This window comes from Catenovulum sp. SX2 (assembly GCF_052056295.1).
GTDB lineage: Bacteria > Pseudomonadota > Gammaproteobacteria > Enterobacterales > Alteromonadaceae > Catenovulum.
In genome coordinates this window covers 1,274,291-1,289,874 of record NZ_CP182493.1, presented here as the reverse complement: position 1 = coordinate 1,289,874, position 15,584 = coordinate 1,274,291, and the positions used below count along the sequence as shown (strand labels likewise).

At 41.5% G+C, this 15,584-nt stretch carries 10 protein-coding genes; 5 read left to right on the top strand and 5 right to left on the bottom strand.

Annotated features, from left to right (window positions below):
* The first annotated feature begins 33 nt into the window (after positions 1 to 33).
* Positions 34 to 1,026 (top strand): tRNA dihydrouridine(20/20a) synthase DusA, encoded by a 993-nt coding sequence (gene dusA, locus ACMZOO_RS05400; protein WP_440905711.1) that lies wholly within the window; start codon positions 34 to 36, stop codon positions 1,024 to 1,026.
* A 140-nt stretch (positions 1,027 to 1,166) separates the two neighbouring features.
* Here dusA and ACMZOO_RS05395 read toward each other — a convergent pair whose 3' ends face one another.
* The 5 genes from ACMZOO_RS05395 to ACMZOO_RS05375 all read right to left on the bottom strand — a co-directional run bounded on the left by ACMZOO_RS05395 (position 1,167) and on the right by ACMZOO_RS05375 (position 13,283).
* Entirely contained in the window at positions 1,167 to 2,582 is a 1,416-nt protein-coding gene (locus tag ACMZOO_RS05395) for an FAD-dependent oxidoreductase (protein WP_440905710.1), read from the bottom strand.
* Positions 2,583 to 2,592: 10 nt separating this feature from the next.
* Positions 2,593 to 7,059 carry a glutamate synthase large subunit gene (gene gltB, locus ACMZOO_RS05390; RefSeq protein ID WP_440905709.1) on the bottom strand — a complete coding sequence of 1,489 codons (4,467 nt, stop codon included), beginning with the start codon at positions 7,057 to 7,059 and terminating at the stop codon, positions 2,593 to 2,595.
* Between the two features lie 366 nt (positions 7,060 to 7,425).
* Positions 7,426 to 8,355 (bottom strand): GTP cyclohydrolase FolE2, encoded by a 930-nt coding sequence (gene folE2 / locus ACMZOO_RS05385; protein WP_440905708.1) that lies wholly within the window; start codon positions 8,353 to 8,355, stop codon positions 7,426 to 7,428.
* Between the two features lie 183 nt (positions 8,356 to 8,538).
* Entirely contained in the window at positions 8,539 to 10,950 is a 2,412-nt protein-coding gene (locus ACMZOO_RS05380; protein ID WP_440905707.1) for a glycoside hydrolase family 2 TIM barrel-domain containing protein, read from the bottom strand.
* A gap of 98 nt (positions 10,951 to 11,048) precedes the next feature.
* Positions 11,049 to 13,283 (bottom strand): ATPase, T2SS/T4P/T4SS family, encoded by a 2,235-nt coding sequence (locus ACMZOO_RS05375; protein WP_440905706.1) that lies wholly within the window; start codon positions 13,281 to 13,283, stop codon positions 11,049 to 11,051.
* 387 nt (positions 13,284 to 13,670) lie between these two features.
* Between ACMZOO_RS05375 and rpsJ the strand changes: the two genes are divergently transcribed.
* Genes rpsJ through rplW form a run of 4 tightly spaced genes read left to right on the top strand, consistent with a single transcriptional unit; the run spans position 13,671 to position 15,582 of the window.
* A complete protein-coding gene (gene rpsJ, locus ACMZOO_RS05370; protein ID WP_016955076.1) occupies positions 13,671 to 13,982 on the top strand; it encodes a 30S ribosomal protein S10 in 312 nt (103 codons plus the stop codon).
* A 30-nt stretch (positions 13,983 to 14,012) separates the two neighbouring features.
* Positions 14,013 to 14,651: a 50S ribosomal protein L3 gene (gene rplC / locus ACMZOO_RS05365; RefSeq protein ID WP_016955075.1), complete on the top strand. Its 639-nt coding sequence runs from the start codon at positions 14,013 to 14,015 to the stop codon at positions 14,649 to 14,651.
* Positions 14,652 to 14,668: 17 nt separating this feature from the next.
* Positions 14,669 to 15,280, top strand: a complete 612-nt coding sequence (gene rplD, locus ACMZOO_RS05360) for a 50S ribosomal protein L4 (protein WP_440906283.1) — start codon at positions 14,669 to 14,671, stop codon at positions 15,278 to 15,280.
* Entirely contained in the window at positions 15,277 to 15,582 is a 306-nt protein-coding gene (gene rplW / locus ACMZOO_RS05355) for a 50S ribosomal protein L23 (RefSeq protein WP_016955073.1), read from the top strand. The genes rplD and rplW overlap by 4 nt, the downstream gene beginning before the upstream one ends.
* Positions 15,583 to 15,584 lie beyond the last annotated feature (2 nt).

Genomic DNA, 15,584 nt, shown 5'->3' with positions numbered 1-15,584 from the left:
ATTTCGCCTTTAGCCCCGCACAGTATTAATACCATGAAGTCTATCAAACCTGTAAACCACACATTCTCAGTCGCCCCTATGTTGGACTGGACTGACCGCCATTGCCGCTACTTCTACCGTGTTATGTCTCAACATGCTGTTTTATACACAGAAATGGTTACTACAGGCGCTATTTTATTTGGTAAAGGTGATTACCTTAAATTTGATCAAGCAGAGCATCCTGTGGTTTTGCAGCTTGGTGGTAGTGATGCCTCTGATATGACTAAATCTGCGATTAAAGCGCAGGAATATGGTTATGACGAAATTAATATTAACGTCGGTTGTCCATCAGACCGTGTGCAAAATGGTATGTTTGGTGCGTGTTTAATGGCTAAACCTGAGTTGGTTGCAGATTGTGTTAAAGCTATGCAGGCGGAAGTGGATATCCCAGTAACGGTTAAAACCCGGATTGGTATTGATGACAGTGATGATTATGCGTTTTTACAAAGCTTTGTTGAGCAGGTAGCTGATGCGGGTTGTGAACACTTCATTGTGCATGCGCGTAAAGCTTGGTTGCAAGGTTTAAGCCCTAAACAAAATCGTGAAGTACCACCGCTAAATTACCCAAGAGTTTATCAACTTAAGCAGGAATTCCCTGAGCTACAAATTAGCATTAATGGTGGTATTGAGACTTTTGAGCAGGTGGATGAACACTTACAGCATATTGATGGTGTGATGTTAGGTCGAGCGGTTTATCAAAACCCGTATATGTTAGCTGAGCTCGATGCTAAGCTGTTTTCTTGTGAGCAACCTATACTTTCGCGTCGTCAAGTAGTGGAAGCTATGTATCCTTATATAGAGCGCGAAACGGCGGTTTCAGATACTGGTTATCAAACAACGGCATGGCATATCGCGCGACATATGTTGGGATTATTTAACGGCCAGCCTAATGCACGTTTGTGGCGACGTTATTTAAGTGAAAATGCGCGCAACTATCCGCACGGTATTGAAGTGTTTGAACGCGCGTTTGCTGCTATGGAAGGATGAAAACTATCAGGTAGAGGTTTGTGAGATTGTGCGTAGCTATAAAGGCTAGTACTTTGTAACAACTGAATTTGAGCTCGTATTGCAATAAACAAAAAAACCCAGCTTCAGCTGGGTTTTTTAATCGGCTCAAATTATTTAGTTTAAACTTCTAAATAATCCAAAATACCTTCTGCAGCTTTACGGCCTTCGTCGATTGCAGTAACAACTAAGTCTGCACCACGAACCATATCACCACCAGCGAAGATTTTTTCATTGCTGGTTTGATATTTAAATTGACCGTCAGCAGGTGCTTTTACGCGATCCCACTGGTCTAGCTCTACACCGTAGTCAGCTAACCAAGGTGCTGGGTTAGGTTGGAAACCGAATGCAACAACTACAGCATCACATTCCATTACAAACTCTGAACCTTCAACTTTTTCTGCACGGCGACGACCGTTTGCATCTGGCGCACCCATTTGTGTGCGGACAAATTCAACACCAGTAGCTTTACCGTTAGCGTCAACTTTAATCGCTAAAGGTTGTACGTTAAATTCAAACTCAACACCTTCTTCACGTGCGTTTTGAACTTCACGACGTGAACCAGGCATGTTTTGTTCGTCACGACGGTATGCACAAGTTACTTTTTCAGCGTCTTGACGGATAGAAGTACGTACACAGTCCATAGCTGTATCACCACCACCTAGAACAACCACTTTTTTGCCTTTCATATCAATGAAATCTTCAGGTGATTTTTCTAAGCCGATTAAACGGTTGGTGTTTGAAATTAAGAATGGTAATGCATCAAATACACCATCAGCGTCTTCATTTTCAAAGCCACCTTTCATGTACTTGTAAGTACCCATACCTAAAAATACTGCGTCGTATTGGTCGATCAATTCTTGGAATTGAACGTCTTTACCTACTTCAGTATTTAATACGAACTCGATACCCATTTCTTCGAAAATTTGACGACGTAAAGTAATAACGTCTTTTTCTAATTTGAATGCTGGAATACCAAAAGTTAATAGGCCACCAATTTCTTCGTATTTATCGAATACAACTGGTTTTACACCGTTACGTACTAATACGTCAGCTGCTGCTAAACCTGCAGGACCAGCGCCAACAATAGCTACTTTTCTGTCAGTTTTAACAACGTTTGACATATCTGGACGCCAGCCTTGTTTGAAAGCTGTGTCAGTAATGTACTTTTCAATTGAACCTATAGTTACTGCACCGAACTCGTCGTTTAAGGTACAAGAACCTTCACATAAACGATCTTGTGGACATACACGGCCACATACTTCTGGCAAGCTATTGGTTTTATGCGAAAGCTCTGCAGCTTCCCATATACGACCTTGATTCGCTAAATCTAACCACTGTGGAATGTAGTTATGTACCGGACATTTCCACTCACAGTATGGGTTACCACAGTCCAAGCAACGATCTGCTTGGCCTGCTGCTTGTGAATCACTTAGTGGTTCGTAGATTTCTACGAACTCAATTTTACGCGTATCAATCGGCTTTTTGGGCGGATCAATACGTTCTACGTCCATAAATTGATATACGTTTTTGCTCATCACAATCTCCTTACTTGATCTCGACTCTTAGTTCATCAGAAGAACGACTGATGTGACCAAGTAAGTTATTAACATCATTTGCTTTAGGTTTAACCAACTTAAACTTAGGTAAGTAAGCGTTGAAGTTTTTCAGGATATCTCCTGCACGCTCACTGCCAGTTTCTTCAAAGTGTTGGTTAATTAAACCACGTAAGTGTTCTACTAGAATGCTCTTATCTTCGAATGAAGTCGCTTCTACTAACTCTTTATTTAATTTGCCAGCTAGGTCGTCTTTTTCGTCAAGAATGTAAGCGAAACCGCCTGTCATACCTGCACCAAAGTTAACACCGATTGAGCCTAAGATAACCATGATACCACCAGTCATGTATTCACAACCGTTATCACCTGTACCTTCAACTACAGCTGTAGCACCTGAGTTACGTACGCCGAAACGCTCACCCGCACGGCCTGCAGCAAATAATTTACCGCCAGTTGCACCGTATAAACAGGTGTTACCGATAATCGCACTTTCGTGAGATTTATAGCTTACGCCTTTTGGTGAACGTACTACTAGCTTACCGCCAGCCATACCTTTACCAACGTAGTCGTTTGCGTCGCCGGTTAAAATCATGTTTAAACCGCCAGCATTCCACACACCAAAACTTTGACCAACAGTACCAGTTAAGTTAATAGTGATTGGTGCGCTTTGCATACCAGTGTTGCCATGGTGTTTAGCAATTTCACCACTGACTAATGCACCGACAGAGCGGTCAGTATTTTGTACTGAGAAGCGGAATACGCCACCTGATTTGTTTGCTACAGTGTCTTTAACTTCAGCTAACATTTTCAAGTTTAAAGCACCTTCATCGTACGGAGGATTTTTCTTCTCAGTACAGTGACGCGCTGTTGCAGCTGATGGCTCGCAGTTGTACAACAAACCAGATAAGTCTAATTTTTGTTGTTTAACTGTTTGACCTTCAATTACTTCTAACAAGTCTGTGCGACCAATTAAGTCGTTAAACTTACGGATACCTAACTGTGCCATGATTTCACGTACTTCTTGTGCGATAAAGCGGAAGTAGTTTTCACACATGTCTGGTAAACCGTGGTAGTTGTTTGCACGTAATTTTTCGTCTTGAGTTGCAACACCAGTTGCACAGTTATTTAAGTGACAAATACGTAAGTATTTACACCCTAATACAACCATAGGGCCTGTACCAAAACCGAAGCTTTCTGCACCTAACAAGGCTGCTTTAACTACGTCTAAACCAGTTTTTAAACCACCGTCCGTTTGTAAACGAACTTTATGACGTAAGTTATTTTCAACAAGTGCTTGTTGAGTTTCAGCAACACCTAATTCCCAAGGCGAACCTGCATATTTAACTGAAGTTAATGGGCTTGCTGCTGTACCACCGTCGTAACCAGATACAGTAATTAAATCTGCATATGCTTTGGCTACACCAGTTGCGATAGTACCAACACCAGGCTCTGATACTAACTTAACAGAGATAAGTGCAGTTGGGTTTACTTGTTTTAAATCAAAAATTAGCTGAGCTAAATCTTCAATTGAATAAATATCGTGATGCGGTGGAGGCGAAATAAGGGTTACGCCCGGTACAGAGTAACGTAATGTTGCAATGTAAGGGTTAACTTTATCACCCGGTAACTGACCACCTTCACCTGGTTTTGCACCTTGAGCTACTTTAATTTGGATAATGCTAGCATTAACTAAGTAGTGTGGGGTTACACCGAAACGACCAGAAGCAACCTGTTTGATTTTTGAGTTACGCTCTGTGCCATAACGTTTTGGATCTTCGCCACCTTCACCTGAGTTTGAGTTACCGCCTAAACGGTTCATCGCAATTGCTAATGACTCATGTGCTTCAGGACTTAATGCACCAATTGACATAGCCGCAGTGTCAAAACGTGGGAATAAGTTTTCCGCAGCTTCAACTTCGCTTACATCAATTGCTTGACCAGCTTTAACTTTAAACAAGTCACGAATTGTTGATACAGGGCGCTCGTTTACAATTTTTGCAAACTCTAAATAATCAGAATATTTACCACTGCGTACCGCTGTATGTAGTGTATTTACTACATCTGGGTTATAAGTGTGGTATTCCTCGCCGTGTACAAACTTCAATAAACCACCGTGCGTCATTTTCTTGCGTGGTAACCATGCAATGCGCTCTAGGTTAATTAAGTCTTGTTGGAAATCACTGAATTCTGCACCTTGAATACGGCTAGTGATACCACGGAAACAGGTTTCCATAACTTCATCGCTAATACCAATTGCTTCAAATAATTGAGACCAACGGTAACTAGCAATGGTAGAAATACCCATTTTCGACATGATTTTGAATAAACCTTTGCCGATTCCTTTGCGGTAGTTTGCAATTGCGGTACGCGCATCAATATTGATGGCTTTTTTGTCCGCTAATTGTTCAATTGTTTCGTATGCAAGGTATGGGTAGACAGCAGTTGCACCTAAACCTATTAATACTGCAAAGTGATGTGGATCACGTGCAGAAGCAGTTTCAACAATTAGGTTACTGTCACAACGTACTTGGTTGTCTAATAAACCTTGTTGTAGTGCACCAACGGCCATAGCTGCTGGTACTGGTAATGTGCCTTTAGCGATATCACGGTCTGACAAGATAACAATAACAACGTTACGCTCTTTAACTGCAGCTACTGCTTCAGCAACGATACGTTTAATAGCAGCTTGCAGATCTTCTTTCTGAGGATCATAGTTCAAGCTGAAAGTTTCAGTGGCGTAATGTGTATTGTCAGTCGCTTTTAATTGAACTAGGTCTGTATACATTAATACAGGTGATTCAAATAAAATACGATTTGCGTGACTAGTGGTTTCACTAAATACGTTTTGCTCAACACCGATACAAGTTTGTAAACTCATTACATGGTTTTCACGTAATGGATCGATTGGTGGATTGGTTACCTGAGCAAACATTTGGCGGAAGTAGTCATATACTGTGCGGTGTTTACGCGACAATACAGCCATAGGGGTGTCATCACCCATAGAACCAACTGCTTCTTGACCATTAATTGCTAATACTTTGACAACTTGATCGATTTCTTCATAGCTGTAGTTAAATAACTTATGGTAAACAGCTAATTGTGCATCGTCATAATCACGTTTACCCGCAAGCGAAGGATCACACTCTGAAGGTGGGGTTAAACGACGAACGTTTTCATCCAACCATTCGCGGTACGGATGACGATCTTTTAAATCTTGGTCGATTTCATTGCTGCGCCATAATTGACCCGTTTTGGTGTCAACAGCCAACATTTCACCTGGACCTACGCGGCCTTTTTCAACTACTTCGTCAGGTGAGTATTCCCAAATACCAACTTCAGACGCAAGCGTGATAAAGCGGTTAGTGGTGATAACGTAACGCGCAGGACGTAAACCGTTTCTGTCAAGGTTACAAGCTACATGGCGACCATTGGTTAAAACGATACCCGCTGGGCCGTCCCAAGGTTCCATATGCATAGAGTTGAATTCATAAAATGATTTTAACTCTTGTGACATGTCAGGATTGTTTTGCCAAGCTGGCGGCACTAATAAACGCATAGCGCGGAATAAATCTAAACCACCGGCTAATAATAGCTCTAACATGTTATCTAATGAAGATGAGTCTGAACCTTCTGTATTTACATAAGGTGCAGCGTCTGTCATGTCAGGTAAAATAGGCGTTGAAAACTTGCTAGTACGCGCAAGTGCCCACTGGCGGTTTGCTTTAATTGTGTTGATTTCACCATTATGCGCTAAGAAACGGAAAGGCTGTGCCAGTTTCCAGCGAGGTAATGTATTTGTCGAAAAGCGTTGGTGGAATACACAGATAGCTGATTGCATACGAAGATCGGCTAAATCTTCATAAAAAGCAGGCAAATCAGCAGGCATTACTAAGCCTTTATAAACTGTTACTAAGCCTGAAAGAGTTGCAATGTAGAAGTCTGCATCGTCAGTCATACGTTTTTCAATACGACGACGCGCAATGTATAAACGACGCTCTAAATCTATGTCTTTCCAACCATTAGGTGCATTACAGAAAATTTGCTCAAAACGTGGTAGTTGTGATGCAGCAATTTCACCTAAAGTTTCGTTGTTGGTAGGCATTACACGCCAGCCGACAATAGTCAGAGTTTCACGCTGAAGCTCTTCTTCAATTACTTTACGAGCAAATGCAGCTTTTTCTGCATCTTGGCTTAAAAATACTGTACCTACACCATAGTTAGTGGCGAGTTTCCAGTTATTCTCTTCAGCGATAGCTCTAAAGAAGGTGTCTGGCTTTTGCATTAACAAACCACAGCCATCACCTGTTTTACCGTCGGCAGCAATACCACCACGGTGTTTCATTCGATCTAACGCACCAATCGCAGTGCGAACCAATTTATGGCTCGCTTCACCGTCCATATGCGCGATTAGGCCAAATCCACAGTTATCTTTTGACTGGCTAGCGTCATATAGTTTCATTCAAAACCTCCGAGGCCCATGGGTTTCCGCGTACAACTTGCAATATTGTGTGCAAAGTTAATTACCACAAGATTGCGTGCGCATCGCTACCATGTATTTTCATTCAGTTAAATTTTCGACAGAACCTAATACGATAATGTTTTCTCGCATTAAAATCAATCTATTCGATCTTGCAATACTTGTCTCTCAACACGCCTTTGTGTCGATTTTAGTGATTATGTTGCCGCTTATTTCGGCTAAAATGTAGCTAACTTCGGTTAAAATGACGTTTGGCTTAAATGCCTCCGTTAAATCATTTTTTTGCAGTTGACTAATTTTAATTCAAATTTAATGAATAAACATTCATTAAATTTGAATATGTATATTCTAGTAGGCTCTATATCCGCCCGCTATTCCTTTGGTTGAAACACTCACAGCATCGTGCGCATGCAATGATTCGTAATGATTTACCCTGATCCAAAAATCTAGGTAACCAGCAACTTGATTTAACGTATGTTTTAAACGACGACCAGCATCTTCACAAAACATTAAGTTTTGCCCATTTAAACGTGCAAATTCTTGCTCATCTTCACGTTTAACTGCTGCTTGTACCGGCGTTTGTAACGCTTGTTCAACTGCATCAACTAAATCAATAATAGGGAATTCGGTTACTTCGTCTGCAAGTTTCACTTTAACCTCAGCGACACTGCGTTGGCTATGTGGGGTTGCAACTATACCTTCTGTTGTACCTAACCATTGTTTCACTTGTTTTGCATCTAGCGCACCTTCATCACCAAACTTATTTGCAAAAGCTTGTTGAATAAGTTGACGTGCAAGTGCTGCAGAACAAGGACAGGTAGATGAGTATGGTACATCTACTTGCATTTCGGTAGTTATTTTACCATCAGCGAAGTAACCAATAATTGTAATAGGGTAGGCTTTCCAACCTTGTTTACCACTAATTAATGAACGACGACGCATATGGTAGTCAAATGTAAATTTAACAAAAGCTTTGTCGCTAAGCTCTTCGTGACTTTCAATAAAGTCATTCAATAGCTGAGCTAAACTTTCTTTAGTTAAACTACCTTCAGTTGACAGTTGATCCAGCAATAAATATAAACGCGACATGTGAATGCCTTTTGCTTTTGCCTGCGTTAGATTTACAAAAGCTTCAACTCGTGCACTGACTGCGCGCTCGTTTTCATCTTTTGCTGCAATCATTATTGGCACTTCAATTTCGCTCATGCCTACCCAATCTAATTCCCCTTCATGTTGGGCTGCGGATTGGTTGGCGATGTCAGGCATAGAAGTTGGCATTCATACTCCAAATATAGCTGGTTAGATCATTACTCTGTTCAAAAAGGGCGCACTTTATACCATAAAAAGTGCGGTTTGGCTGCGGATTTTTAAAATTTAGCAGGAAGTGTAGTTTAACAATTAAACAAACGCGCAAAAACCACCAAGTGTTAGGGTTTTTGCGCTCAACTTAATCGATTTTTTCTATTGGTTTATTTTGATGCTAACTGAGTCACTGCGCAAGCCTGCAGCTGTTGCAGTGACTGTTATGTCGTCGCTGCCAGCTAGTTTACTTTGAATGACTGCCACTAACTTACCTTGAAAGCTCGTACGGGTATTTTTTTGGAAACTTTCTGTCGATGTTGGGTTAGCGTTGCCAATTGCTAGGAGTTTGCCTGAACCAGTCACGGAAAATTCGATTTGTTGATCTTGGCTTAGGTGGTAAATCGGCACACCATTTTGGTCGAACAATTGCGCTTGTACATATACTAGCGAATGTCCATCAGCATTTATTGCTGTTTTCTCGGCAGACAATTTAATTGTATGCGCTTGTTTGTGGGTGGTTAAGCGTTTCTCAGACACTAACTCACCTTGTTGGTTATAACCGAGAGCAGTCAGATCGCCAGCTTGATAAGGCAGTTGAAAGTGTGCTTGATATTCGTCACTTGCGCTTACGGTTTTACTTGCGATTACTTGCCCATTTAAGTGTAAATCCACTTTAGCTAACCTGGTATAAACAGTGACGTCTAATGGTTGTGTGCCTGCATTTGGCCATGTCCAACTTGGGTGAATATCAGGGTAAGTCCACCATAAGATCCAGTCAGGGTTTGGTGTTGGTTCTAACCAAGGTTGTGGGCTTTTTACAAACACTTCTAGGCCATTGCGATCGCTCTGCCATAAATAGTCTCGGTAATAAGCTGCTGGTCGTTTGTTACCCAATGCATCTATATCGCCACAATACGCCAGATGCCAAGGGTAGGGCGCTAAACCTTTCCATTCAGGTGCATAACCTGTCCAACCGATAGAAGCTTCACCTAGGTAGTCCCAGCCGGTCCAGACAAAGTCACCAATAATGTATGGGTGTTGCTCAACAAATTGCCAATATTCAAAAGCTCGTGCTGGGTAGGTTTCAGAGCCGTACATAACGCGGTTAGGCTGGCGCTGATGATCTTTTTGGTAAAATTTCTCTTGGTAGTTATATCCAACAATATCAAACTGATTAAGCAGTTTATCAGCCCAATCATCACTTACATTTGCCCCAATAGTAACAGGTCTTGTTGTGTCGAGTGTTTTCACTGCTTGGATCAGTTTTTGTGCTGTTGCGACACCCAAGTCATCAACCTGCTCAGGTATTTCGTTACCAATTGACCACATAATAATGCTTGGGTGGTTAATGTCTCGCTTGATAAAGTTGCTTAGATCGCGCTGCCAGTCATCGGCGAAGTGCGCTGAATAATCGTTTTTGTGATCCCACTTAGCTTTATTCCAACTATCGAATGATTCGTTAATTACATACAAACCAATTTCATCTGCTGCAGCTAATAAAGAGGACGCAGGCGGGTTGTGCGACAAACGAATAGCATTGTAGCCAGCCTGTTTAATAATAGATAATTTGCGATATTCAGCATCCGGCCACGAAGCTGCGCCTAGCATGTAGTGGTCGTGGTGAATGTTCATGCCTTTTAGCAATACAGCTTGATCATTAATGAGTAGACCTTGAGTTGCACTATACTGAATCGAACGAAAACCAACTTTTTGTTGCAATTGCTGTTGTTGGCCATTACTAAAAGTAACTGTCTGTTCAACTGTATATAGGTTAGGTGCTGCAGCTGACCATGTTTGAATACCAGCTAGTTGGTGTGATTGAGTTATTTGTGCCGTCTGCTGATTAAATTCAGTTTGTTGGTGTTGATAGACCACTTTGCCGTTACTAGCGATAATTTGCGTATCTAACTGTGTGGCTTGGACATCTGCTTGGGTATTGGTCAGTTCTAATGTTACTTTTAACTCAGCATTGTTGTGACTTAATAAAACCGCCTGATATTGTTTAGCAAAAGGTGCAATATAGTTTTGCGGCAATTGCAGTAACTTAACCGGGCGGTATATCCCAGAGCCAGAGTACCAGCGACTATTAAGGTGTGGATTATTTACTTTGACCGCAATTAGGTTTTTGCTTTGGTCTGAGTATAGATGTTCGCTGATGTCGATGTAAAAGCCGGTATAACCATTGGCTTGTCCACCTACTTTTGTGCCATTTACATATATTTCCGACAGCATATAGATGCCGTCAAAATAGACAAGGGTACGGCCACTATTATTGGTGTTAACAAATTCTTTGCGATACCAAGCAATGCCACCAAGGGTATAACCCGTGTCGTACGCATCTAGTGAATCTGCTGAAAATGGGCTGCTTGTGCCAGGTTGATCTTCAATTGAATAGTCATGTGGTAAATTTACTGTTCGCCAGCTATCTGTATCTAATTGAGGTGACTGGCCATTGTTAATGTCACCTCGATGGAATTGCCAAGCAAAATTAAATGAATCAAATTGTATTTGTGCATTTACACTGTGAACTGATAGGGTCGCCAGTACAGCGGCAAGAATAAACCTAAGCATGCATACCTCATATGTTGGGTAAATTAATTTCACAAAAGGGTAAATGTTTACCCTTTTGTTTGCAAGCATTCTAGATTATTCGTGCTGCGTGGCTTGGATTAATCTTCAGCTGCGGTTATTTTTTGTAGTTGGGCAAAATCAGTGTCACCTTGCAATACTTTTATAATACCGTCTTGTACCAGTGTGCGCATGCCATCTTCAATACACTGGTGTTTCATCTCGGGAACGGATGCTTCTTTATATACCAACTGTCGTAGTGCCGGTGTCATGCGGAGTAATTCATGAATGCCGGTTCTACCTTTATAACCCGAGTGGGCACAATTATCACAACCGCCAGCTTTGTATAATTTTAATTCAGCAGGATTAATCTCCAGCTCGTCAAAATATTCTTCGCCATATTGACGACGTAAAAACTCTATTTCTACCGAATCGGGTTGATATTCAACTTTACACTCTTTGCACAAGGTTCTAATTAAACGCTGGGCTAAAATACCTAAACAGGCATCTGAGAAGTTGACTGGATCTAAACCTAAATCAAGCAGACGTGTAATGGTTTCAGGTGCTGAGTTTGTATGCAAAGTTGATAATACTAAGTGACCGGTTAATGACGCTTCAACGCCAGCATGTGCGGTTTCTCTATCACGCATTTCACCTATTAAGATGATATCTGGATCGGCACGTAAAAATGCGCGCAGTGCGGTTTTAAAGTCGAAACCTATTTTGTTGTTCATTTGCACTTGCTGTAACCCTGGTTGAGTGATCTCTACCGGGTCTTCCGCTGTCCAAATTTTCTTGTCTGGCGTATTTAGTTTACCTAGCACGGCATGCAAGGTGGTGGTTTTACCTGAGCCAGTTGGTCCTACAACTAATAGTATCCCATGTGGGTGTTGAATAAGCTGCTCAAGCATTTGATGGTTACGTTTAGATAGGTTAAGTGCGCCAAAGGGTAATGCGCCGCCTGAAGCCAAGATACGCATAACCACACCTTCACCAAATACGGTTGGTATAGTCGCAACTCGCACTTCAACTAAATTTCCGCTTATTTTCACCGCGAATTTACCATCTTGTGGCAAACGTTTTTCGGCGATATCCAAACGCGCTAAAATTTTAATTCTTGCTATGGTAGCTGCGTGATGTGAATGTGGGATCTGAATGATTTCTTGGCAAACACCATCTATACGCATTCTTACTTTGGTTGGTGATTTGCCTTTACCTGGGTCTATATGAATATCTGACGCATCTAAGCGTTTGCCATCTTGTAGTACACGATTAACCAAACGCACAACTGCCGGTGCTTCTTCATTTGGACTGTCGTCGTCAGAAATGTCACCATCGTCAGTTGCATCTTCAATCTCATCGAGAATCTCGCCAAGCTCTGCTGAATTTTCGTCAGTTGAACCTGAGCCACCTATCAGTTTTAAAATATCATCAGGCAAAGCGACGCACAGTTCGTAATTAATTAGACCTGTGGCACTTTCAACTTCAAGTAACAAAGTGGCATTGGTTGGTTGCGCCATCACTATAATAGGGTGCATTTCTGGGTTGGCTAAAATGACCACCAGATTTTTCCGTTTGTACTGGGTATTTAAATGGTTATTGGCAGGGTGGGGTTGTAAAGTGGTATTGGCATTGATGTATTTAACTTGGTAATAAACTTCGAGTGATTTACCAATGTCGGCATTTTGTAATTTTACATCTTCCAATAAACGGCGAATTAAATCTGAATAGTCTTTCGCTTGTTCTTCACAGGCGGTTAGTTGTTTTTGGCTAATAAGCTGTTCATGGATTAAATATTCAAAGGGAGCTTTAGTGCCACCAAGTTCATACCTAAACTTTTGTCCTAAAAATGACGCAAGCTCAAAAGCTTTTTCTTTATCTGTGTCGTCAAAACATTCTTTGTTAGTGACATTAATAAGCTGGAGTACACCCAATAACACATCGTTGGCAATAATAGGCACAACCAACATATTACGTGATTTAAAATTGGTTTGTTTGTCAAAACGAGAAGCAAATCTAAGTTTTGGGTGAATCAATTGTAATTCGGCAACGTCGTAAGGGTCTTTAATAATAAGAGGCTCTTTACTAAAGGCCACATAACCCGAAATCGATTGAGGGCCAATCGGCACTCGGATTTCTTTTAATTCGTTGCCAGATTTATGCCGCGAGACTATGTCATAACTATTTTTATTTCTTTGGTAAACCGTCATACGCTCGCAATTAAATAGAACCAATATTTCCGACTCTAGTTTTGGCAGAATATCGGCAAAATGCGTGCTCTGGTGTATTTCACGTAATAAACGGGTGAGATTTTGATAAAAAAGATTATCGGGCATCGTAACTATAAATCCCTGAGTGCAGATTAACTTTGAGTATATCCCAGCAGCTTGAAATTGCGAGATTTTATCCAATGAGCTGACCAGCTAAATTGACTGGCCCACAACAATAAAAAATATAAAACAGCGTAATTTAAAGTTGCATTAGCCAAGAAAGTTTGTATAATTCGCGACCACCGTTTGTAGTGACTCGTTTTACTACTCAATACAACGGACATTTGCGTATCTTCTGAAGTAGCTGCCAAGGTAGTTAAACCAGATGAGCACAAATGGAGAAACAACGAATCCGATAGGGATTCAATAGTATGCCGAACACTCCCACACATAATTAATTTGTGCGTAGGGCGGTGTTTATTTATTTTGTTCTTTATTATTGGAGCTTGGTCAATGTCAAATCAAAGAATTCGCATTCGATTAAAAGCATTTGATCATCGTCTGATTGACCAATCAACGATGGAAATTGTTGAAACAGCTAAACGTACCGGCGCACAAGTGCGTGGTCCGATCCCTTTGCCAACTCGCAAAGAGAAATTCACTGTTTTGATCTCACCTCACGTTAACAAAGATGCTCGCGACCAGTACGAATTACGTACTCATAAGCGCATGCTAGACATTGTTGAGCCAACTGATAAAACAGTTGACGCATTGATGAGATTAGATTTGGCTGCTGGTGTTGATGTTCAAATCAGCCTTGGCTAACAGCAATTTGAAAGTTAAGAGGTTTTAAACATGGCTATTGGTTTAGTCGGACGTAAAGTAGGTATGACTCGCATCTTCACTGAAGATGGTGCTTCTGTACCTGTTACGGTCATCGAAGTTGAAGCCAACCGTGTCACTCAGGTTAAAACTGTCGATTCAGACGGTTACCGTGCACTTCAGGTTACCACAGGCGCGAAGAAAGCAAGTCGCGTAAATAAAGCACAAGCAGGTCACTTTGCTAAAGCAAATGTTGAAGCTGGTCGTGGTTTATGGGAATTCCGTCTAGAAGACGGCGAAGGCGAGGGCATCGAAGTTGGTTCAGAGATTAAAGTAGAACTTTTCTCTGAAGTTAAAAAAGTAGACGTTACTGGTACTTCTAAAGGTAAAGGTTTCGCGGGTGCAATCAAGCGTTGGAATTTCCACCGTCAAGATATGACTCACGGTAACTCACTTTCTCACCGTGCTCCTGGTTCAATTGGTCAAAACCAATCACCGGGTAAAGTATTCAAAGGTAAGAAAATGGCTGGCCACATGGGTGCTGAGCGTGTAACTACTCAGAACTTAGAAGTTGTTCGCGTTGACGCAGAACGTAACTTATTGTTAGTTAAAGGTGCTGTACCTGGTGCTAACAACGGTAACGTTATCGTTAAACCAGCGGTTAAAGCTTAATCTAGAGGAAACAGATGATGGAATTAGCATTAAAAGACGCATCTGGCGCGCTTGAAGTTTCTGACGCTACCTTTGGACGTGAGTTTAACGAAGCTTTAGTACACCAAGTTGTAGTTGCATACGCAGCAGCAGCTCGCCAAGGTTCGCGCAAACAAAAAACTCGTGCAGAAGTTACAGCTACAACTGCAAAACCTTTCCGCCAAAAAGGAACAGGTCGTGCACGTGCTGGTACTGTTAAGAGCCCAATCTGGCGCTGGAGCTCTGGTGGTGTAACTTTCGCTGCTCGTCCTCAGGACCACAGCCAAAAAGTTAACCGTAAAATGTACCGTGGCGCTATCCGCAGCATTTTATCTGAATTAGTTCGTCAAGAGCGTTTAGTTGTTGTAGAACAGTTCAATGTTGACTCTCCTAAAACTAAAGCATTAGTTGCTAAGTTAAACGAGTTAGAGTTAAACGACGTATTGATCGTTGCAGAAGAGATTGAAGAAAATTTATTCTTAGCTGCGCGTAACTTAATTAAAGTTGACGTACGTGATACTCAAGGTATCGACCCTGTTAGCTTAATTGCATTTGAGAAAGTGTTAATCACTGCAGCTGCGGTTAAGAAACTTGAGGAGGCGTTAGCATGATCAGTCAAGAACGTTGTCTAAAAGTCATTTTAGGTCCACACATCTCTGAAAAAGCAACAGTTACAGCTGAAACTCAAAATACAATCGTATTTAAAGTAGTTAAAGATGCAACTAAAGCAGAAGTAAAAGCTGCTGTAGAAGCTTTATTCGAAGACGTAAAAGTTGAAAGCGTAACAACTGTAAACGTGAAAGGTAAAACTAAACGTTTCGGTGCGCGTTTCGGTCGCCGTAGTGACTGGAAAAAAGCCTACGTTAAACTTGCTGAAGGTAGCGAGTTAGACTTCGTTGGCGGCGCTGAGTAACA